Source organism: Brucella sp. TWI432 (genome assembly GCF_039674445.1).
Taxonomy (GTDB): domain Bacteria; phylum Pseudomonadota; class Alphaproteobacteria; order Rhizobiales; family Rhizobiaceae; genus Brucella; species Brucella chromiisoli.
This window is the reverse complement of sequence record NZ_JBDJNL010000017.1, coordinates 51,983-69,930: the sequence shown is the minus strand read 5'-3', so window position 1 is coordinate 69,930 and position 17,948 is coordinate 51,983. Positions and strand designations below refer to the sequence as shown.

Genomic DNA, 17,948 nt, shown 5'->3' with positions numbered 1-17,948 from the left:
ATCAACACTACTATTCTCAGCAGGTCCAAAATTACCCGCATTCGTCGTGAAAGCACTCATAAAAAAATCCCTACATTTGAAAAGTCCTGAAAATCTGCTCTATATGAAAAACATCAGCAAGCTGTCAGTTGTAGGGGGACAGCGTAACTTTAATCTACGCAGTTACACAGCTGCATCTATGATGCTGATCTACGCCGATTTATCGCCAGAGAAATCTGGTTGAGCGTTTCTTTAACAGCGTCAACCACTGTCCAGCTATAACAACGCGTTACGACAGCCCCCCCCCCCCCCAGCCGACATCCTCCCGCTAGCAAACTGGTCGCTCTCCGCATCTGGTGCGTCAGTTTATGAGTCTACGTCGTAGGGCAAAGTTAAAGTTACGGTAGACGCCTGTCTGAAATCCAACAAAGACCGTGCCAACAAGGTGCAAATCCTCACCCCGTTCAAAGGGATTGGACTACACACGGCGTGCTTTTTGCTGGCAGGGCTACCAGAACTGGATTTGCTCGGCAAAGGACGGATTGCCAAGCTGTTGATGTGACTGCGTTCAATCGTGATCGCGTTCTGATACGCGGCAAGCACATAATTGCGGATGTCAGAAAACCTGCATGTGATGTACTGTATTTCACAGGTTTGTCCGAGATGCGCAAAAAGATCATTATTTGAACGCAAAATGCGTGATGCTAGCGCAATGGCGCTTGACGCGTAACACGGCGGGCTCTTATTTCATGGAAGATGCGTAATGAGGGTCTGGAACAGAGTTTCAAGATTGGCCTGATCGCAATCTTCTGCCGCCTTAATGAGACGCTCCCCGCGCACATCCAATGCCAGAATAGCGCTTTCCAAAGGATCAATGCCAGCAAGATCCGCCGCCTTAACGGTGATCAAGCCACAGGCAACACTGACTGCGGCAAAACACGCGGCTTCAAACCGGCGCAAAGCCTTTGGGTCACAATAGCTATTGAGCGAAATGAACCGCACAGGTCTTTCGGCAAGCAATTGCAGAAAAATAGCTGCAACAACTTTGGCTGTTGTCGCGATTTTCTTCTCACCTGCTTCAGCTGAAAATACATTTTTCAATAAAGCAGCATGGTTCTGCATTACCTTTTCATGAACGGTTAAAAAGATAGCCTCCTGGATCAGCATATTTTGCAACTTATGACGGCGGAGCACTTCTTTCGTGAGGTAATACATATCTTTGCGGAAAGCCCGCACGCCCTCAGCCGAGCCACCAAAATAAATTGCTAGGCTCTTCACATGCGGGGCGCCGCTATGTGCTTTCGGATCAGAGGAAATCAACGAAATCGAAATTGTTTCAGCCGTTGTCAGCGCCTTGTCCATCATGCTCGCGGCATGTCCCAGCAGCAATTCTGGAGATACAATTTCACCGGGTCGCGGAGACGGCCGTTCTGTTTGCAAACTTTCATGACGATTGCGCCGGATCATATATCGAGCCTCGCGCAGACGGTCCTTTAGGTTGACTGCAATTTCTTCGGAAAGAATGCGTAACATGTTTGTTTTCCTCACCTGCAGCACCATGATAACAGAATGGACAATGCATAGGAATTATTGTTTGCCTCTGCGTGGAAAAGCAATAGTTTAGGTATAACAACACCAGTTCGATAACGCTGTATTGCACCATTAATTTGAGGGATAGTTTTGAAAAAGGCCGCCAGGAAGACCAAAGAAAAACCGGAAGCGGCAGACCTTATCGTTGGGTCTGAAGGGGTTGCGGCCGAAAACCGTACAAGCCGATTGAGAACACGCGCTGCGTGGATGTATTACGTTGAACAAATGACGCAGAATGACATTGCGGAAGCGCTCGGTGTCGGTCGTGTGACAATCGTCCGCCTTCTTGCTGATGCCCGTGCGCGCAATGAAGTAAAAATTACCATTGAGGGCAAGCTGGCAAGTCTGACATCTCTGGAAGTTGAGCTTGAAAAGACCTTTGGTCTTGAGCGCGCCATTGTTGCGCCGCTTTCTTCGTCGGACATTGACCCGATTCCACCAATCAGCGCGGCAACCGGTGCCTATCTTTCGGAAAAAGTGCAGCACGGCATGACGATTGGCGTGGGCTGGGGGCGTACCCTTTCCAGCACCCTGCAGCATATCGGTGCACGCCCGCTCAATGACTTGAAGGTCATTTCTCTGCTGGGTGGCATCGTACAGCCACGACGGTCAAACCCACCGGAATTTGCGTGGCAGTTTGCACAGATTTTTCAGGGCGAGGGTTATCTCATTCCTGCCCCGGCGCTTGTTGATAGCAGGGAAACCCGAACTGCACTTATTGAGCGCTGCGGGTTGAATACTGTGCTGGATATGGCCGAGGACCTCGACATGGTCCTGCTCAGTGTCGGTGACATTCAGACAGCCAGCAGCACATCATATCGTGTGGGCCTGATTGATGAGCAGCAGAAACTATCGCTCATCGAAAATGGTGCCGTCGGTGACGTGCTGTTCCACTTCTACGACAGAAACGGCAAGATCGTTGATGATCCGGTGCATGACCGTGTCATGTCGGCGAAAATCGAGAGCCTTCAGAAGACGCCGCAACGGATTCTGACATCGGGCGGCAAAGAGAAAATCGCAGCGCTGCTTGGCGCAGTCAAGCTTCTTAAACCGACAGTCCTCATCACCGATGAGGAAAGCGCTGCGCAGATGCTCAAAGACAAAGCGCAGTCTGATTAAAAACAAAAAAGCACATCGTCGCCAAACGATGTGCTTTTGTACGATTAGAGTGCCGATCTGATCCAATCAGCTTGAAACACGCTCTAATTGGCAGCGGCTGCGCATTCTTTGAAAATTTGCAGCACCGCAGCCCGCTCTTCGATTTGTGGCATATGCCCACAGCCTGCGAAAATGTGGACGCCCACTTTTCCCGGCAGACCATGCGCATGGGCGACGGGTATCACCCGGTCTTGCGCACCAAAAATAAGCCGCACCGGCATTGCAAGCGTAGCAATGCTTGAGCGAACGTCAAAGGTCTGTGTGCCATCTGCGAAGAACTGCGCACCAATGGCGCCCTGCGTTTCGCGCAGTTCTGCGTCCGCCGCCTGAGCGATGGTCGCATTGATGAACGGCTTCGTCAGATGGCTCTCATCGGCAACGAGAAGCTTCAGCCAGGGAACGATGCTGGCTTCGCTTTTCGCGCCGATAAGACCGTTTATAAACGCAGCATTGACTTGCGGCCCCAAACCACCCGACGAGATGAGCAGCAAAGAACGCACATCGATAACACCGCGTGAAGCGGTGACAGTCGCGACCGCACCACCCAGCGAATGCCCAACCAGCAAGCAGGATGTTACGCCCAATGCTGCGAGCGTTGCCTCCACGCTTGCGGCAATGTCGTCAATGCTTTCAGGAACGACCCGTGGTGAATTGCCATGTCCCGGAAGATCAAGAGCGAGGATCGGATGGCCAAGCGATGCGCCAGCAAACAATCCACGCCATGAATTAAGATCAGCGGCAAAGCCGTGGATCAGAACAACTGGCAAACGGCCAGCTTCTCCCTCGCGCAACCAGACGGCATTGAGCTGTCCCGCAGTGGCAGGCTCTGCATTGTTTCTTGAAGCAGGTTTCGCAGCGACAGCAGCACTTGGCATCTTTGCGACGCTGATATTGCCTTCAACATCCTTCTTCTGCACGCGGCCCTTCGGTCCTGAACCCTGAACAGACGAGAGATCAATGCCTGCCTCCCGCGCCAGCCGACGGGCAAGCGGCGTTGCCCGCACATCATGGGCTGCCGCCGTTTGATCATCGTGCGAAGATGCAGGTTCAACCTTTTCCAGAGCGGCTGGCGCAATGGCTGTTTCTATGGGTGCCGCAACAATCGTTTCTTGAGCGACGGGCGCTGATTTGGCATGACGCTCTTCGCCTTCGGCATAAATCCATGCAACTGCCTGCCCGACAGGAACAACCGTTCCTTCCGCAGCGCTGATATCTGCAAGGATGCCCGATGCTGGTGCATCGACTTCCATTGCGGCCTTGTCGGTCTCGATTTCAAAGAGAAGCTGACCTTTCGTGACCGTATCACCATCTTTGGCATACCACCGCGAAATCTGCCCCGTCTCCATATCCATATCGACCTTGGGGAGAATGACTTCCACAGCCATGGTCAGCGCACTCCTTTAGCCAGATCACGAGCGCTTTTCAGGATATCAGGCACCTGTGGAACGGTCGCGCGTTCAAGGTCGGGATTATAAGGAATTGGCGTTTCGGCCCCGCCAAGACGCACGATTGGTGCATCGAGATAGTCGAAGGCATCGCTTTCCGCCACAATTGCAGATATTTCTGCGCCAATACCAAGCGTCTTGACCGCTTCATAAACGCAAAGAAGTTTTGACGTTTTTTTGACGCTTTTAATAATGGTTTCGCGATCAATCGGACGCACTGTGCGCAGATCGATCACTTCAACATCAATGCCTTCCTTGGCAAGCTCAGTAGCGGCATCAAGGGCTTTGTGTACCATGATTGCCGTTGCGACAATGGTAAGATCACGGCCTTCACGGACCACCTCTGCCTTGCCAATTGGCACGGTGTAAAAACCTTCTGGAACCGGACCTTTGGTCTTGTAGAGCAGCTTGTGCTCAAAAATCATGACTGGATCGGGGTCTTCGACGGCCGCAAGCAACATGCCCTTGGCATCATAAGGCGTTGAAGGCTGTAAGACTTTGAGCCCCGGCACATGGCCAAGCCATGCTTCAAGGCTCTGGCTGTGCTGTGCCGCAGCACCCGTTCCCGACCCTGCCGGAAACCGCATAACCAGCGGCACCGAAACTGCACCACCAAGCATATAGCGGATTTTTGCAGCCTGATTGACGATCTGTTCCATCGCCAGTGCTGCAAAGTCAGAAAACTGGAACTCAAAAATCGGACGCATACCGGTCAGTGCTGCACCGACCGCGACGCCTGCACCGCCCAGTTCGGAAATAGGCGTATCCATAACACGGTCTTCGCCAAAGCGATGCACCAGATCACCAGTCACCTGAAATGCGCCGCCATAGACGCCGATATCTTCACCCATCAGGAAGACGCGCTCGTCGCGTTCCATGGCAATTGCCATTGCTTCCTGGATGGCTTGCGAATAGCTCAACTCACGGATTGTTGTGTCCATGTTTAAATATCATCCGTATAAACGTCGCGGGTCAGGTTGGTCAGATCAGGTGCCGGACTGTTCTTGGCGAACTCAATCGCCTCAGCGATTTCCTTCTCCACCTGAGCGCGGATGTCCTCGATCTCGGCATCATTGATGAAGCCATAGGCTTTCAAATCAGCCTCAAAATGCGCGATTGGATCGCGATCATTCTGCCAATGCTCGATTTCTTCCTTGGTGCGATAGCGGTTGCGATCGCTCTTGGAATGCCCACGAATACGGTATGTTTTGTTTTCAATGAGCGTCGGCCCTTCGCCGCGCCGTGCGCGTTCGCTCGCTTCGTTGACTGCCTCTGCCACTTCCGACAGATTATTGCCATCCACGATCACGCCGAGCATGTTATAGGCCGAGGCGCGGTCCGCTACATTGGCAACAGCGGTCGAACGCTTTGTCGAGGTGGACATGCCGTAGCCGTTGTTTTCACAAATGAAAATAACGGGCAGCTTCCAGACAGCAGCCATATTGAGCGCTTCGTGAAAAGCGCCTTCATTGTTAGCACCGTCACCGAAGAACGACACGACAACCTTGCCATTTTTCTGCTTTTTGGCAGAAAGCGCAGCACCCACCGCAATTGGAATGCCACCACCGACAATACCGTTTGCGCCGAGATTTCCCTTGGAAACGTCGGCAATATGCATTGAGCCGCCACGGCCTTTGCAATAGCCTGTTTCCTTGCCGAAAAATTCGGCAAACATACGCTTCACGTCAGCACCCTTGGCGATGCAATGGCCGTGGCCGCGATGGGTCGATGTGATCATGTCATCATCATTGAGCGGCAGACAAGACGCAACCGCACTCGCTTCCTGACCAATGGAAAGGTGCATCGTTCCGTGAATGAGACCGCGCGTATAGCTTTCTTCCGCCCCTTCTTCAAAACGGCGGATCAGATACATTTTATGCAGTGCTTCTTTGAGCTGTTCCGGCGAATAGGTGCGAAATGCATAAGGCAAGTTATGACGGTCGCCCGTATCCTGCGGTTCGACTTTTTTGGCTTGAACCATAATGTTTTGTCCTCACGCTCCGTAAACGAGCTTGTCTTGACGCGCGCGCAGTTCGGCAATCTTGGAACCCGTAGCCACGGCCGCATTGTCGTAAGTGATAAGCTCGCCCTTCTTGATCGGCTTGGTCACGCTGCCACCTTGTAGAAGTCCGCATGGGATCGCATGTGCACTGCGTGCTTCGCTCGAAGTCATGATCCATGCGCGATAGCAATATTCGCCAATGGCATCGAGTTTTTCGCCTGGCTGCATGTCTTTCTTTGCGACCGCCGCCACTTCTGCGACCGGCTTTGACAGCGGAACCATGTCCGGCTTGCCGTAAAGAACAACGCGCGCGCAAGTCAGCGGCACTTCGAGAGACGTCAAATGATAGGGGCGGTGAAAGGTGAAATATGGACCCTTGCCCATCTTCAGATCTTCCATACGCTCGGAAATACGCGGATGCGACATGTCAGCGACAACAAACACGCCGGGTGCCACACCCTTCCCGATCGAATAATCAACAACGCCGACTTTGGACAGCACCCCGCCATCCTTTTCGGGGATCAGCGTTTTGTTGAGCTGGTCGAGCGTTGCGGCAGGCCCATGCATACCGGCTTTATCCGGGACAAGTCCCGTGGCGTTAGCAATGGCAGCCATTTCGACCATGGTTTTTGAACCATCGACGAATTCCACCAGCATACGCACATTCATATTACGGCGCGTGGCTTCTTCCATATATTGGTCGGGCACGGCATCGATGTTGAGCGGATTGTTTTTGCCTTTGCCCGCAGCCACAATCGGATGGCCCATCGCGGACACGAACTCGATCAGCTCCATGCAGGATGACGGCTCGTCGCCCGCGCCAAGCGAATAGGTGACGCCAAGGCGCTCGGCTTCTGCTTTCAAATAAGCACCGATGGTCACATCTGCTTCAACATTCATCATAACCAGATGCTTGCCATGCTCCATGGCACGCAGGCCGATCTCGGCACCAACGGCCGGAACGCCCGTGGCGTCGATCACAACATCAATAAGATCATTTTCGAGGATCAGATTGGCATTGTCGGTTACAGCAACTTTATGCGCTTCCATCGCAGCAGTCAGATCGGAAGCGGTCGAAACTTCGCGACCGTGGCCTTCTTCCTGAAAGGCAATATCGACGGCTTTCAGCGCATTGGGAATACGCAGTTCGGAGATAGCACCCACTTCAATGCCAGGCATATGTGCGACGCGCGTGACAATATCCGTCCCCATTTCACCGGAGCCAATCAGTCCGATGCGGATTGGTCGGCCACTATCCGCCCGCGCCTGCATATCACGCGCCAAACCTGTCAACGCCACATTGGTTGCCATCGTTTCCTCCTGAACGTCTCTGCAAAATTCTCGCAGTCTCCTCTGATGCACAATCAATTAATGAACATTTGTTTTTAAGTCAATACCAGTGTTCACAATGATACGTCGGCACGCGAACGTTAATGGCAGCTTGTTATTAGACTTTAGTTTGTTATAGAATACAAAAGTTCTGCTGTTTCGCGCAATTCAGATTTTGAAACGCCGATACGTGCAAGCTAATAATAGCGTTCTGGTAGCTCGGCGCACTTTGGGAGTGTTCCGGCGGGAGGAGAATTAAATGGACGCATTTCTGAGCGGACTAAAAACGGCGGTCGATACGCTTGGGGCAACGGTTCTGTTGCCTATCGTCATCTTCATTATTGCGGTGGTACTGGGCGCGAAAGTCGGTAAAGCCTTCCGCGCTGCCATAACCATCGGTGTCGCTTTCATCGGTATTAATCTGGTTCTGGGCCTGATGTTCACCTCTATCGGTGAAGTGGCTCAGGCAATTGTCACCAACACTGGCATCAAGCGTGATATCGTCGATGTGGGCTGGCCGTCCGCTGCGGCCATTGCCTTTGGTTCATCGGTGGGCTTGTGGGTTATTCCAGTTGGAATTCTGGTCAACATCGCCCTGTTGCTGATGCGTTGGACGCGCACGCTCAATGTCGATGTCTGGAATTTCTGGCACTTTGCTTTCGTAGGCTCGTTGGTTGTCGCTGCAACGGATAACATCGCTTATGGCATTATTGTTGCAGCACTTGTTGCGGCCTTGTCCTTATTGTTTGCCGATTGGTCGGCGCGCGCGGTGCAACAGTTCTACGGCATTCCGGGTGTGTCTGTGCCGCATTTGGCTTCTGCGCAGATCTTGCCGATTGCTATTGTGCTCAACTGGATTATGGACCGCATTCCCGGCATTAATAAAATCAACATCAACACCGAAACCATTGAACGCCGCTTTGGTGTGTTTGGTGAGCCCGTTGTTATGGGGCTGGTCATCGGTCTCGTGCTTGGCACAATAGCGTTTTATAATGCGGGTGATTTTGGCACGGTGCTTGCCAAGGTTCTGGGCACGGGTATGACGCTGGCAGCGGTGATGTTGCTTTTGCCTCGCATGGTCAAAATCCTGATGGAAGGCTTGTTGCCGGTTTCCGATGCTGCACAGGAATTTGTGCGTAAGCGGACAGGCGACCGCGAACTTCTCGTCGGCCTCGATTCGGCCATCCTGATCGGGCATCCGGCAGCAATTTCGTCGGCGCTCATTCTGGTGCCGATTGCGATCATACTTTCGGTCATTCTGCCGGGCAATCGCGTGATCCTGTTCGCCGATCTTGCGGTTATTCCGTTTATCGTTGCAATGACGGCTCCGCTTCTGAAAGGCAATGTGTTCCGCATGGTTGTGGTGGGGACCGTGACTTTGACCATCGGCTTCTATGTTGCCAATGCGCTCGCGCCACTCTTTACCAGTGCGGCAGTCTCGTCAGGCTTCAAGTTGCCAGAAAATGCCTTGCAGATTACGTCCGTGGTCGATGGGTTCCTGTGGGTTCCAGACATTATCATCAAAACAATCAGCTGGCTTGGCGGTACGCTTGGCGTCGCAGTGATTGCGGTTGTGATTGCAGTGCTGTTCATGCTCTATCGTCGCAACACACTCGCATGGGAACGTGCGGCGGGTGCCGAAGACGAACCCGCAGAAGAAAAAGCCGCCTGACCTCGGCTGCCAATTTTGCAATATAATCAAGCCGCACGTCGAAGCAGGCGTGCGGTCGTTTCCAAATGGAGAATGGAATGGCTGCTGGTCTGATTGATTATCTCAATCCACACGCAATCGAGCTTCAGAGTGACGCAAAAACCAATGAAGAGATCATCCGCATTCTGGCAGGCAAGCTGGAAAAATTGGGCTATGTAAAGCCCAGCTACGCAGATGCAGTTGTAAGCCGTGAATTATCGATGCCAACCGGATTGCCGCTTGAGCGTGATGACAATGTTGCGGTGCCGCATACTGACCCGGAACACGTGATCAAGGCCGGTGTTGCATTTGCAACGCTCAAAATGCCGATTGCATTTGCCAATATGGAAGATCCGGAAGAGACAGTTCCGGTCGGATATGTCTTTCTGCTCGCGATCAATGACAAGGACCAACAGATTGAGACCTTGCAGCAGATCATGGCAACCATTCAGGATGCTGATGCCCTCGACAGGCTCAAAGCAGCATGCAGCTTTGAAGACATTACAACCGCATTACAATAAAGACTGCACATTTTGTTGGCTGCAAAAGTCATATGGAGGAAAACATGGCTAAAATGAAAACAATTCTCTTCGCGTGCGGAACCGGTGTTGCGACATCAACCGCAGTCAATGCTGCTGTCACTGAAGAGATGAAAAAACGCGGTTTGACCTTCAATGCTCAACAGGCAAAAGCCACGGAAGTGCCGTCCCTTGCTGATAATGTGGACTTTATCGTTTCCACAACCCCCATTTCTGCGTCTGTTACCAAACCTGTCATAAAGGGGCTTCCTTTCTTAACCGGTATTGGCAAAGATAAAACGCTCGATGAGATTGAATCTGAACTGCGCAAGTGACAGTTAAGATTATGCTACCCAACGGTGCTAGACGGATAGCACCGTTGTTTTTAACATGTCCCTTATAGACGAGGTTTAGCTTCCAAACATATCTGCAATCAGCTTTTTCGCGCGGGGAATGGAAGCAGGGCTCATGCTGAGTTCGGTCAGTCCCATGCGAATAAACTCGCCTATAAGCTCCGGCTTTCCAGCTGCTTCACCGCACATCCCCACCATGATGCCGGCCTCTGTTGCCGCTTTTGCGGTCATCTCAATTGCAGCCATGACAGCCGGATGGCTAACATCGTTAAGCTTTGCAACGGTTGGATTGAGGCGATCCGCAGCCATCACATACTGTGTCAGATCATTGGTGCCGATGGAGAAGAAAGCCGCTTCTTTTGCAAGCTCTCGGGCAACGAAAACCGCCGCAGGCGTCTCGATCATTACGCCAAGGTCAAACGCGGCAAAAGCTTTGCCTTCGCTGTTCAGCTCAGTGATGCATTCCGCAATAAGGCGCTTGGTTGCACGGATTTCTTCAACATCCGATACCATAGGCAACATGACTTTGAGATTGCCATTCACAGCTGCACGCAACAGTGCGCGCAATTGTGGTTTGAACACATCCGGGCGGTCGAGACACATGCGAATGCCCCGCCAGCCAAGGAAAGGGTTTTCCTCATCTGGAAATTCGATTCCGGCAACAGGCTTGTCACCGCCAATGTCCAGCGTGCGGACAATAACCGGGTTCGGGGTGAAAGCTCTTAGAAGCGTCGCGTAGGTTTCCGTCTGCATATCTTCAGAAGGCAGGTGAATGTGCTTCATAAACAGAAGCTCGGTGCGGAACAATCCAACCCCCATCGCACCCGCTTCGAGTGCCACATCAATCTCTTCCAGCGCGCCCATATTGGCTGCGACTTCAATGATTGTACCGTCGGCACGACGCGGCGTGATGGAGCGGTAAGCATCCAGTGCCTGCTTTTCCTGGAGTGCTTTGAAAATGCGCGCCTCAATTTCGTTGCGGGTGGCTATATCCGGATCGGCATGAACGATGCCGTGGCTTCCATCCACCGCAACGGTTTTCGCATTCTTAAGATGTTGAACTGCACTGCCAAGGCCAAGAACCGCCGGAATGCCGTGCGTGCGTGCAATGATGGCCACGTGCGATGTTGCCCCGCCATGGCCGCAGACAACGCCTTTGATCTTCTTAAGCGGTGCGCGCGCCAGATCCCACGCGCCGATGTCCTCAGCGATCAGCACCGAGCCTTCCGGCAAACCTTCCAAATTGATGTCTTCCTTGCCAAGCAGAGCCAGACAAATCTGGCGGCTGACGGCATGAACATCATCTGCGCGCGCGTTAAGATACGGATCATCCAGTGCCGCAAATTGCCCGGCAACCGTTGACGCTGCCGCAAGCATGGCCGAAATAGCGTCAAGGCCACCTCGAATAAGCGCAAGCGCTTCATCGGACAGGCTATCATCCGCGGCAATATCTTTTAATGCAGCAATGATGCCCCTGTCGGCATCGGCCAGATTTCCACCCGACAACGACGCATCCATGCGCTGTTGAACAGTTGCGATTGCAGATTTGAAATGGTCGATTTCTGCATCAATTTCAGATGCTGAAAGTTTTCGACCCGAAGGCTTGATCTCTTCAGGAAAAAACGCAAACGCAGCCCCCAAGGAAACGCCTTCACTCGCCCCAACGCCCTTTATCTGACCTGCAGGAAGCTCGCTCTTGATCTCAGGTTGAGGAGTGCTTGTGACTTGAGGGGAAGTGGAGGCAATCGGGCTGGCTGCCTCTTCAAGGCCCGCCTGTGGGTTTTCAAGATACCCGATCAAAGCCTCAATGGCTTCAATCGCATCGGCTCCATCGGCACGAACGGTCACTTCATCAAGCTCTTTCACGCCAAGCAGCATCAGCTTGACGGAGCTTTTGGCACTGACGCTTTTCCCGGCCTTGGCAATTTCGATGTCACTCTCAAAGCCCTTGGCCAGTTTAACAAAGCGCGTTGCTGGGCGCGCATGCAGCCCTTCATGCACCCGGACGATAGTCGAGCGTTCCATTTATGTAAGCCTCAAATCGACATCTAAAACGATTTCACGTCTATCGCGCCAAAGTCGTTTCAACTGTCTGTTTTAACACGCAATTCTTATCCGAAAAACGGCCAGTTCTAGCCGCCGATGGTGATAATCTGCCCTTCTTTGAGAGCAGCGACAAGGTCTTCGCCTGCTATTTCGCTGGCACAGATTTCACCCGGGCGATCCGTTGAATTCGCACCCGTGAAAGAAATCACAACGTGCCCGATTTCGCGCACCTTCTGCCAGGCACTTTCACCAACGGCAGTGATCTCGGCTTTAAGAGAGCCAATGGTGATCTTTGCTCCAATTGCAGGAGCCCCTGCTTCAGGGCCCTCTTCGACCACGTGAAGAACAGATACCTCTGCCAGTTCAGGGGGTGAGCCGTCTGCAAACAGGATCAGAACACCGCCTTCGGCGAGATCTGCAACCTCCGGGCCGATCGCGGTAATCCGCGTTTTCAGATGTATCGACATAGATGGTCCTTTCTCGGTATTCTCATTCTGGTCTTTTGATTTTTCATAAGCTTGGATTGGGCCTGCTCTCTTTTAAGAGCAGGCCCACCGTTTTTAAAGCACTGCAAGGCTGACAACCCAGGCAATCAGAACGGAAAGCGGGCCCATAAACTGACGACTGATCAAAACCGCCGGAACACCAATTTCAATGGTTTTCGGCTTTGCTTCTCCAAGCGCCAGACCAACAGGAACAAAGTCACACCCAACCTGAGCGTTGTAAGCAAACAGAGCAGGCAAAGCCATTGCCGGTGCAATGGTGCCATTGGCAATTTGTGGCCCGATAATCGCCACACCAACGACCTGTGCAATAACAGCGCCCGGCCCCAGAATGGGTGAAAGAAACGGCAGGCTGCAAATCGCAGACAGGACCAAAAGGCCCGCAATGTTATTGGCAAGAGGGCCAAGCGGCTGGGCGAGAATATCGCCAATACCTGTATAAAGGATCAGACCGATCAGCATCGTGACAAACGCCATGAACGGCAGCACGTTTCTGACCACCTGATCGATTGTGCGGCGGCCCGCCTGGAAGAAGATACCGACCACCCGTCCCATCACGCGGCCGATGCTGCTGATCATACCGACAATGCCGCCATCATTTGGCAGATCGACAGGCTGCGGTTTTTCCTCTTCTTCAACAGGGGCTGATGTTGCAGATGCGCTTGCTTCTGACCCATCCGCGAGCACAATGTCATCGGGCTTCACGCCGGAAACATAAATGTCTTCGGTTATGAACTGAGCCAGTGGTCCTGACTGGCCGACCGGTGTGATATTAACGGTTGGAATGCGCTTGCGCGGATAAACGCCGCAACGCGCCGTGCCGCCGCAATCAACAACGACAACCGCCATTTCGCTTTCAATGGGTGGCGTGCGAAATCCATCAACGGCTTCAGCGCCGGTGAGATCGGCAATGCGTCGGGCGAGCGGATGAATGCCGCCGCCTGTGACCGAAACAACTTTATTGCGCTGCTCGGTTGGCTGAATAACCAGTGGCCCACCCCAGCCATTGGAACCGCGGGAAATCTTAACTGCCTTATAGGTCTTTACCATGATATCCTCCCCGGATTCCGTTTAAAGTTCGATGCCCTGACGCCGCGCCATAATCATGGTGATGCGTTCTGTGAGCATGCCTTTAAGAAGGATGACGAGAAGACCGACAATCGCGTACCAGATAGCCACGCTGATATGATAACCGACCGGAACCGCGCCTTTTTTCTCAAGTTCGAGCAGCGCGACCAGAATGCCGCCCCAGACGAAATATTCACCGGGATTGATGTGCGGGAATAGACCCAGCGGTGGATGAACATAAGAAACAGCAGCATCATAAAAAGCTGGCTTATATTTCTCATCCAGAAACGAGCCAAAGGTATAGGCCATCGGATTGGTCAGGAAGAAAACCGCAAGAACAGGCAGGACTGTGTAGCGGGTAAGCGCGATACGACCCGCACTGCGTGCAAGGCCATGAACGCGCTTTTCACCGACCAGCTCCGTGATCGCGTAAAATGCGGTCATCAGCACGACCAGCGTTGGGATGATCCCCGTCACAAAGCCCGAAAAAACCTCGCCACCTTTCTGGAACACACCAATGAAGTGCTTCCCGATTGAAGCCAGCCAGCCAAGCTGTTCTTCCTGTGCAACATTCTGCAAACGCTCTTTGAACTGATCGACTGAAATGCCGCCCGTGCCTGTGGCAGCCCCGGCATCAGCGGGGGCGGTCGTTGTCGCCTGAGCCAGTTGAAGCAGATCATTTCCTGCGTGTTCCGCTGCATGTTTTCCATGCAGGGCGGCATCCGAAATCATGCTTCCGGCCAAATGTATAGATTGCATTGTTGTGTCGGCATGTTGCGCCAACATTGTCACTATCGACATTGTTCCTCCTCGATTGCTTGTTTCAGGCAAGCAACTCCTATGCTCCCACTGCTTTGAGACCCGCGAGTTCGATCCCATCGGACTGATCGCTGATGCGACCGATCTGCTCCATCGCCTGTTTGGTAGCAGCCACCACTTCAGGCTTTCCTTCTCCAATTTCAGAGTTGTCCTGCAACTCGCTCAGGCGCATTCCCTCAAAACCTTCGCGTCGGATAAATTTGGCAAAAACTGTTCGTCCGCTCATTTGCAGAAAGCGCCGGACAATCTGATTACGATCAACAACAATCAAGACGATAACGCCTTTGCCGAAACGCGCGCGTACATGCCCCGCCCCCACAAAGCCGTCCGAATACTTTGAAGTGATCCCTTTCATGACATCGGAATAGTGGCGCATCTGAAACCAGACGCCCAAAGACTGAAAGCCCCAAAGCATAGCCAGGCCCAATAAGGCCCACTGCCAGATTGCCATTTTCTCCTCCTCCCACGAAGAACGAGCGGGATATTTTCCCGCTTCTTCATCCTGCAAATAGAGAACATTTGTTTTCTTGTATGTCAATATGTATAATTATTAGAGGTGACTGAAAGCGAATAGGACCTGACTTTTCAATTGGTTTCGCATAGTATCATTTGCAAACGGGAGGTCGCTCGCGACATGGATTTGCTACTCAGAGAACAAATGGCTTCAATGCCTGATCTTCGGCATCGATTGCGCCAGTTGCGCTGGTTTCGCGCGACATTCCGCAAGCATGCGAGCTTGTTGCATACGCTCTATGACGTTGAATATGAGATTGATGAAAAGAAGCTGACAGAGGCTTTTCTCAACTGGGTTGAGATTGTCGATCAAAACAAGCGCTTTGCCAAAATAGATCGCAATGATTTCATCACTTTTGCGGCGGGGCTGGTGTTGCGGGAGCTTATTCGTCTTTCACCGGCCAAAGTCATTTCACCACCACGCCATGCAACCGGCGATTCTGCCAGGATGTACGAAATTATCAGCTTCTGGCCGGAAGGGTTTCTCTATACAAATTATTGCATCTGCGCGATTGCGGCTGTTCATGAACAGGAATTCGCAACTTTGCCTGATATTGATCAATGTGCAGATGATCTTCGAACATGGTGGTCTTACAAAGAAAACGTGTCGGAAGTCCCCGCTTACGCAATTGCATTTCTGGATAAGTTTCTGGGCAGTGAACCAAATTGGAGCATGCCTGACATGGCTTCGGCACGCGCTGCTGTAAAACGCGCTCTTGGAACGAACGGCACTTTATTTGAAAAGCCTTGAAGGCCATCGTGCTTTGACGTGTTTGTAACACACTCTCAAGCTTAGCACACAAGGCCGTAATGCACGCTCATTTACTCTTGGTTATAAGGGCTAAATGCCATGAATTGATCTTCCTACAAATACGACTTGTGACGCTGACAATCTTTATCTGAAGGCTAAGCGGGAGGCATTCGAAGATGCAACCCGCCTCTGATTGAGGTTTCACAGGCAGCGTTAGCCAGAGTTTTTTTGATAAATAATCACGTCTCCGTCCTCTTTGGTGAAAGACGAAACCGGATGCTCCAATATGTCAAGAACACGCTCTAATGGACGGCAAAGTTTGGTGCCCAATGGCGTTTCCACGATTGGTCGATTGATAAGGATGGGATGCTCCATCATGAAATCGATCAGCGCATCATCCGTCCACTTCAGATCGGACAAACCCAACTCCGCATAAGGCGTGCCTTTTTCTCGAAGCAGTTGTCGTGGCGTCATCTGCATCGACCTTAACAGCTCGATCAGTCGTTCACGCGATGGCGGATTTAACAGATAGTCAATCACGACAGGCTCTTCACCACTGGCACGGATCATTGCCAGAGTATTGCGCGATGTGCCACACTTCGGATTGTGATAGATTAATACGGTCATTCGAATTTTCCTGTTTCGTTGGCGGGCTTTTGATTGGTGCCACGCTCGTACCAGCCTTTGGAACGATTAACGATCCAGACGACGGACAGCATGACGGGCACCTCAACGAGAACGCCCACAACCGTTGCAAGTGCTGCACCAGACGAGAAGCCAAACAGACTGATTGCCGCTGCTACAGCGAGTTCAAAGAAGTTAGAAGCGCCGATCAATGCGGATGGTCCGGCAACGCAGTGCTGCTCTCCCGAAAGCCGGTTCAGAACGTAAGCAAGGCCCGAATTGAAGTAGACCTGAATAAGGATCGGGACGGCCAGCATCGCGATGATCATAGGCTGCGCGATGATCTGCTCTCCCTGAAAACCAAACAGCAGAATGAGTGTGGCGAGAAGTGCAACCAGCGACAAAGGCTGTAATACTTTCAGCATTACATCGAAGGATTGCTGCCCACGCGCAAGAATAATGCGTCGCAGGATTTGCGCAATAATCACCGGAATAACGATATAGAGGAACACCGATAAAATGAGTGTGTCCCAAGGGACGGTAATTGCCGAGAGTCCAAGCAGAAGCCCAACGATGGGAGCGAAGGCCACCACCATAATCGCATCATTCAGAGCGACTTGCGAAAGCGTGAAATGCGGCTCGCCCTTTGTCAGATTGGACCAGACGAACACCATCGCAGTGCAAGGGGCAGCTGCAAGAATAATCAGGCCCGCAATATAAGAATCGATCTGACCCGCAGGCAAGTAAGGGCGAAACAGCCAGCCAATGAATAGCCAGGCGAGAAGCGCCATTGAAAAAGGTTTGACAGCCCAGTTAATGAACAGCGTGACGCCGATTCCTCGCCAATGCTTGGTAACTTGCCTCAAGGCGCTGAAATCAATCTTCAGCAACATTGGGATAATCATGAGCCAGATGAGAACGGCAACCGGAATATTCACGTTTGCGACTTCAGCAGAGCCAAGGAGGTGGAAAATTTCAGGGAATATATGCCCCAGCGCAACACCAGCGACAATGCAAAGCGCTACCCAGACGGTCAGATACCGTTCGAATGTAGACATTATTTCTCCCCTGCGTTCAAGAGTGTCGCACCGAAAATTGAACATGCGAAGTTGTCCGTGCGCAAAAAGTGCACGCTATTAACCCTATCTGTCATTTCATCAGTCCATTTATTCGAAGACCAGATTTGTGGGCTTCGTGTTACTGTTTAACCACCGTCGGTTCGCAACAATGTGTCAGGCTTTTTATGAGAGGTGCGCAGAGTTCGGCACTCCCGCCACAGCAATCCTTGATCATAAACAGCGTCAACTCCCGAAAACGCGCAAGATCAGCGCGATAGATAATTGAACGGCTCTGGCGCTCGCTACTCACCAAACCAGCACGAGACAAGATCGCTAAATGCGCAGACATCGTGTTCTGGGGAACTTCCAGCATGCGCGCAAGCTCTCCTGCAGGAATACCGTCAGGTTCATGCTTCACCAATAAACGGAATGTATCTAAGCGCGTTGACTGAGCCAGAGCGGCGAGAGCCGTTATTGCATCATTATTTTCCATATATCAATA

General features: G+C 52.1%; 19 protein-coding genes. 6 read left to right on the top strand and 13 right to left on the bottom strand.

Annotated elements, in window-relative coordinates:
- Positions 1-223: hypothetical protein (locus ABE527_RS17725; RefSeq protein ID WP_499697749.1), on the top strand; the 223-nt coding region annotated here is incomplete at its 5' end.
- 503 nt (positions 224-726) lie between these two features.
- On the opposite strand, the gene ABE527_RS17720 is transcribed toward ABE527_RS17725, so the two are convergent.
- Positions 727-1,512 carry a hypothetical protein gene (locus tag ABE527_RS17720; RefSeq protein ID WP_499697748.1) on the bottom strand — a complete coding sequence of 262 codons (786 nt, stop codon included), beginning with the start codon at positions 1,510-1,512 and terminating at the stop codon, positions 727-729.
- Positions 1,513-1,659: 147 nt separating this feature from the next.
- On the opposite strand from ABE527_RS17720, the gene ABE527_RS17715 reads away from it, so the two are divergent.
- Positions 1,660-2,688, top strand: a complete 1,029-nt coding sequence (locus tag ABE527_RS17715; protein WP_265985893.1) for a sugar-binding transcriptional regulator — start codon at positions 1,660-1,662, stop codon at positions 2,686-2,688.
- 83 nt (positions 2,689-2,771) lie between these two features.
- Here ABE527_RS17715 and ABE527_RS17710 read toward each other — a convergent pair whose 3' ends face one another.
- The 4 genes from ABE527_RS17710 to ABE527_RS17695 are packed head-to-tail and all read right to left on the bottom strand — an operon-like array spanning position 2,772 to position 7,485.
- A complete protein-coding gene (locus ABE527_RS17710) occupies positions 2,772-4,112 on the bottom strand; it encodes an acetoin dehydrogenase dihydrolipoyllysine-residue acetyltransferase subunit (RefSeq protein ID WP_499697747.1) in 1,341 nt (446 codons plus the stop codon).
- Positions 4,113-4,114: 2 nt separating this feature from the next.
- Positions 4,115-5,113, bottom strand: coding sequence for an alpha-ketoacid dehydrogenase subunit beta (locus ABE527_RS17705; protein WP_499697746.1), 999 nt, complete (start codon positions 5,111-5,113; stop codon positions 4,115-4,117).
- A gap of 2 nt (positions 5,114-5,115) precedes the next feature.
- Positions 5,116-6,153 carry a thiamine pyrophosphate-dependent dehydrogenase E1 component subunit alpha gene (locus ABE527_RS17700; RefSeq protein ID WP_499697745.1) on the bottom strand — a complete coding sequence of 346 codons (1,038 nt, stop codon included), beginning with the start codon at positions 6,151-6,153 and terminating at the stop codon, positions 5,116-5,118.
- A gap of 12 nt (positions 6,154-6,165) precedes the next feature.
- Positions 6,166-7,485 carry an NAD(P)H-dependent oxidoreductase gene (locus ABE527_RS17695; RefSeq protein WP_499697744.1) on the bottom strand — a complete coding sequence of 440 codons (1,320 nt, stop codon included), beginning with the start codon at positions 7,483-7,485 and terminating at the stop codon, positions 6,166-6,168.
- Between the two features lie 277 nt (positions 7,486-7,762).
- Between ABE527_RS17695 and ABE527_RS17690 the strand changes: the two genes are divergently transcribed.
- The 3 genes from ABE527_RS17690 to ABE527_RS17680 all read left to right on the top strand — a co-directional run bounded on the left by ABE527_RS17690 (position 7,763) and on the right by ABE527_RS17680 (position 10,046).
- On the top strand, positions 7,763-9,175 hold the full coding sequence (locus ABE527_RS17690) for a PTS galactitol transporter subunit IIC (protein WP_265985884.1): 1,413 nt from the start codon (positions 7,763-7,765) through the stop codon (positions 9,173-9,175).
- 77 nt (positions 9,176-9,252) lie between these two features.
- Complete coding sequence (locus ABE527_RS17685) at positions 9,253-9,714, top strand: PTS sugar transporter subunit IIA (protein WP_265985883.1); 462 nt, start codon at positions 9,253-9,255, stop codon at positions 9,712-9,714.
- A gap of 44 nt (positions 9,715-9,758) precedes the next feature.
- Positions 9,759-10,046 carry a PTS sugar transporter subunit IIB gene (locus ABE527_RS17680; RefSeq protein ID WP_499697743.1) on the top strand — a complete coding sequence of 96 codons (288 nt, stop codon included), beginning with the start codon at positions 9,759-9,761 and terminating at the stop codon, positions 10,044-10,046.
- A 75-nt stretch (positions 10,047-10,121) separates the two neighbouring features.
- On the opposite strand, the gene ptsP is transcribed toward ABE527_RS17680, so the two are convergent.
- The 5 genes from ptsP to ABE527_RS17655 all read right to left on the bottom strand — a co-directional run bounded on the left by ptsP (position 10,122) and on the right by ABE527_RS17655 (position 14,951).
- Positions 10,122-12,089, bottom strand: a complete 1,968-nt coding sequence (gene ptsP / locus ABE527_RS17675; RefSeq protein ID WP_499697742.1) for a phosphoenolpyruvate--protein phosphotransferase — start codon at positions 12,087-12,089, stop codon at positions 10,122-10,124.
- A 107-nt stretch (positions 12,090-12,196) separates the two neighbouring features.
- Positions 12,197-12,577, bottom strand: coding sequence for a PTS glucitol/sorbitol transporter subunit IIA (locus ABE527_RS17670; RefSeq protein ID WP_265985896.1), 381 nt, complete (start codon positions 12,575-12,577; stop codon positions 12,197-12,199).
- 93 nt (positions 12,578-12,670) lie between these two features.
- Entirely contained in the window at positions 12,671-13,663 is a 993-nt protein-coding gene (gene srlE, locus ABE527_RS17665; RefSeq protein WP_499697741.1) for a PTS glucitol/sorbitol transporter subunit IIB, read from the bottom strand.
- Between the two features lie 21 nt (positions 13,664-13,684).
- Positions 13,685-14,482: a PTS glucitol/sorbitol transporter subunit IIC gene (gene srlA, locus ABE527_RS17660; protein ID WP_265985899.1), complete on the bottom strand. Its 798-nt coding sequence runs from the start codon at positions 14,480-14,482 to the stop codon at positions 13,685-13,687.
- Positions 14,483-14,519: 37 nt separating this feature from the next.
- The gene (locus tag ABE527_RS17655; protein WP_499697740.1) at positions 14,520-14,951 is read right to left on the bottom strand and encodes a transcriptional regulator GutM; all 432 of its coding nucleotides are present in this window, start codon (positions 14,949-14,951) and stop codon (positions 14,520-14,522) included.
- A gap of 183 nt (positions 14,952-15,134) precedes the next feature.
- Here ABE527_RS17655 and ABE527_RS17650 point away from each other — a divergent pair, with 183 nt between their 5' ends.
- On the top strand, positions 15,135-15,764 hold the full coding sequence (locus ABE527_RS17650; RefSeq protein ID WP_499697739.1) for a hypothetical protein: 630 nt from the start codon (positions 15,135-15,137) through the stop codon (positions 15,762-15,764).
- Between the two features lie 213 nt (positions 15,765-15,977).
- Here ABE527_RS17650 and arsC read toward each other — a convergent pair whose 3' ends face one another.
- From arsC to ABE527_RS17635, 3 genes are all read right to left on the bottom strand, one after another.
- The gene (gene arsC, locus ABE527_RS17645) at positions 15,978-16,391 is read right to left on the bottom strand and encodes an arsenate reductase (glutaredoxin) (protein ID WP_499697738.1); all 414 of its coding nucleotides are present in this window, start codon (positions 16,389-16,391) and stop codon (positions 15,978-15,980) included.
- Positions 16,388-17,446, bottom strand: a complete 1,059-nt coding sequence (arsB, locus tag ABE527_RS17640) for an ACR3 family arsenite efflux transporter (RefSeq protein ID WP_265985903.1) — start codon at positions 17,444-17,446, stop codon at positions 16,388-16,390. Before arsB ends, arsC begins: the two co-directional genes overlap by 4 nt.
- A gap of 139 nt (positions 17,447-17,585) precedes the next feature.
- The gene (locus ABE527_RS17635; protein WP_499697737.1) at positions 17,586-17,939 is read right to left on the bottom strand and encodes an ArsR/SmtB family transcription factor; all 354 of its coding nucleotides are present in this window, start codon (positions 17,937-17,939) and stop codon (positions 17,586-17,588) included.
- Positions 17,940-17,948 lie beyond the last annotated feature (9 nt).

Excerpts from the sequence above, each read along its gene's own strand:
- ABE527_RS17700 (WP_499697745.1), bottom strand. The coding sequence starts at position 6,153 with ATGGTTCAAGCCAAAAAAGTCGAACCGCAGGATACGGGCGACCGTCAT.
- ABE527_RS17680 (WP_499697743.1), top strand. The coding sequence starts at position 9,759 with ATGGCTAAAATGAAAACAATTCTCTTCGCGTGCGGAACCGGTGTTGCG.
- ABE527_RS17650 (WP_499697739.1), top strand. The coding sequence starts at position 15,135 with ATGGATTTGCTACTCAGAGAACAAATGGCTTCAATGCCTGATCTTCGG.
- ABE527_RS17655 (WP_499697740.1), bottom strand. The coding sequence starts at position 14,951 with ATGGCAATCTGGCAGTGGGCCTTATTGGGCCTGGCTATGCTTTGGGGC.
- ABE527_RS17710 (WP_499697747.1), bottom strand. The coding sequence starts at position 4,112 with ATGGCTGTGGAAGTCATTCTCCCCAAGGTCGATATGGATATGGAGACG.
- ABE527_RS17690 (WP_265985884.1), top strand. The coding sequence starts at position 7,763 with ATGGACGCATTTCTGAGCGGACTAAAAACGGCGGTCGATACGCTTGGG.
- ABE527_RS17635 (WP_499697737.1), bottom strand. The coding sequence starts at position 17,939 with ATGGAAAATAATGATGCAATAACGGCTCTCGCCGCTCTGGCTCAGTCA.
- srlE (WP_499697741.1), bottom strand. The coding sequence starts at position 13,663 with ATGGTAAAGACCTATAAGGCAGTTAAGATTTCCCGCGGTTCCAATGGC.
- ABE527_RS17670 (WP_265985896.1), bottom strand. The coding sequence starts at position 12,577 with ATGTCGATACATCTGAAAACGCGGATTACCGCGATCGGCCCGGAGGTT.
- ABE527_RS17685 (WP_265985883.1), top strand. The coding sequence starts at position 9,253 with ATGGCTGCTGGTCTGATTGATTATCTCAATCCACACGCAATCGAGCTT.
- arsB (WP_265985903.1), bottom strand. The coding sequence starts at position 17,446 with ATGTCTACATTCGAACGGTATCTGACCGTCTGGGTAGCGCTTTGCATT.
- arsC (WP_499697738.1), bottom strand. The coding sequence starts at position 16,391 with ATGACCGTATTAATCTATCACAATCCGAAGTGTGGCACATCGCGCAAT.
- ptsP (WP_499697742.1), bottom strand. The coding sequence starts at position 12,089 with ATGGAACGCTCGACTATCGTCCGGGTGCATGAAGGGCTGCATGCGCGC.
- ABE527_RS17695 (WP_499697744.1), bottom strand. The coding sequence starts at position 7,485 with ATGGCAACCAATGTGGCGTTGACAGGTTTGGCGCGTGATATGCAGGCG.
- ABE527_RS17720 (WP_499697748.1), bottom strand. The coding sequence starts at position 1,512 with ATGTTACGCATTCTTTCCGAAGAAATTGCAGTCAACCTAAAGGACCGT.
- srlA (WP_265985899.1), bottom strand. The coding sequence starts at position 14,482 with ATGTCGATAGTGACAATGTTGGCGCAACATGCCGACACAACAATGCAA.
- ABE527_RS17705 (WP_499697746.1), bottom strand. The coding sequence starts at position 5,113 with ATGGACACAACAATCCGTGAGTTGAGCTATTCGCAAGCCATCCAGGAA.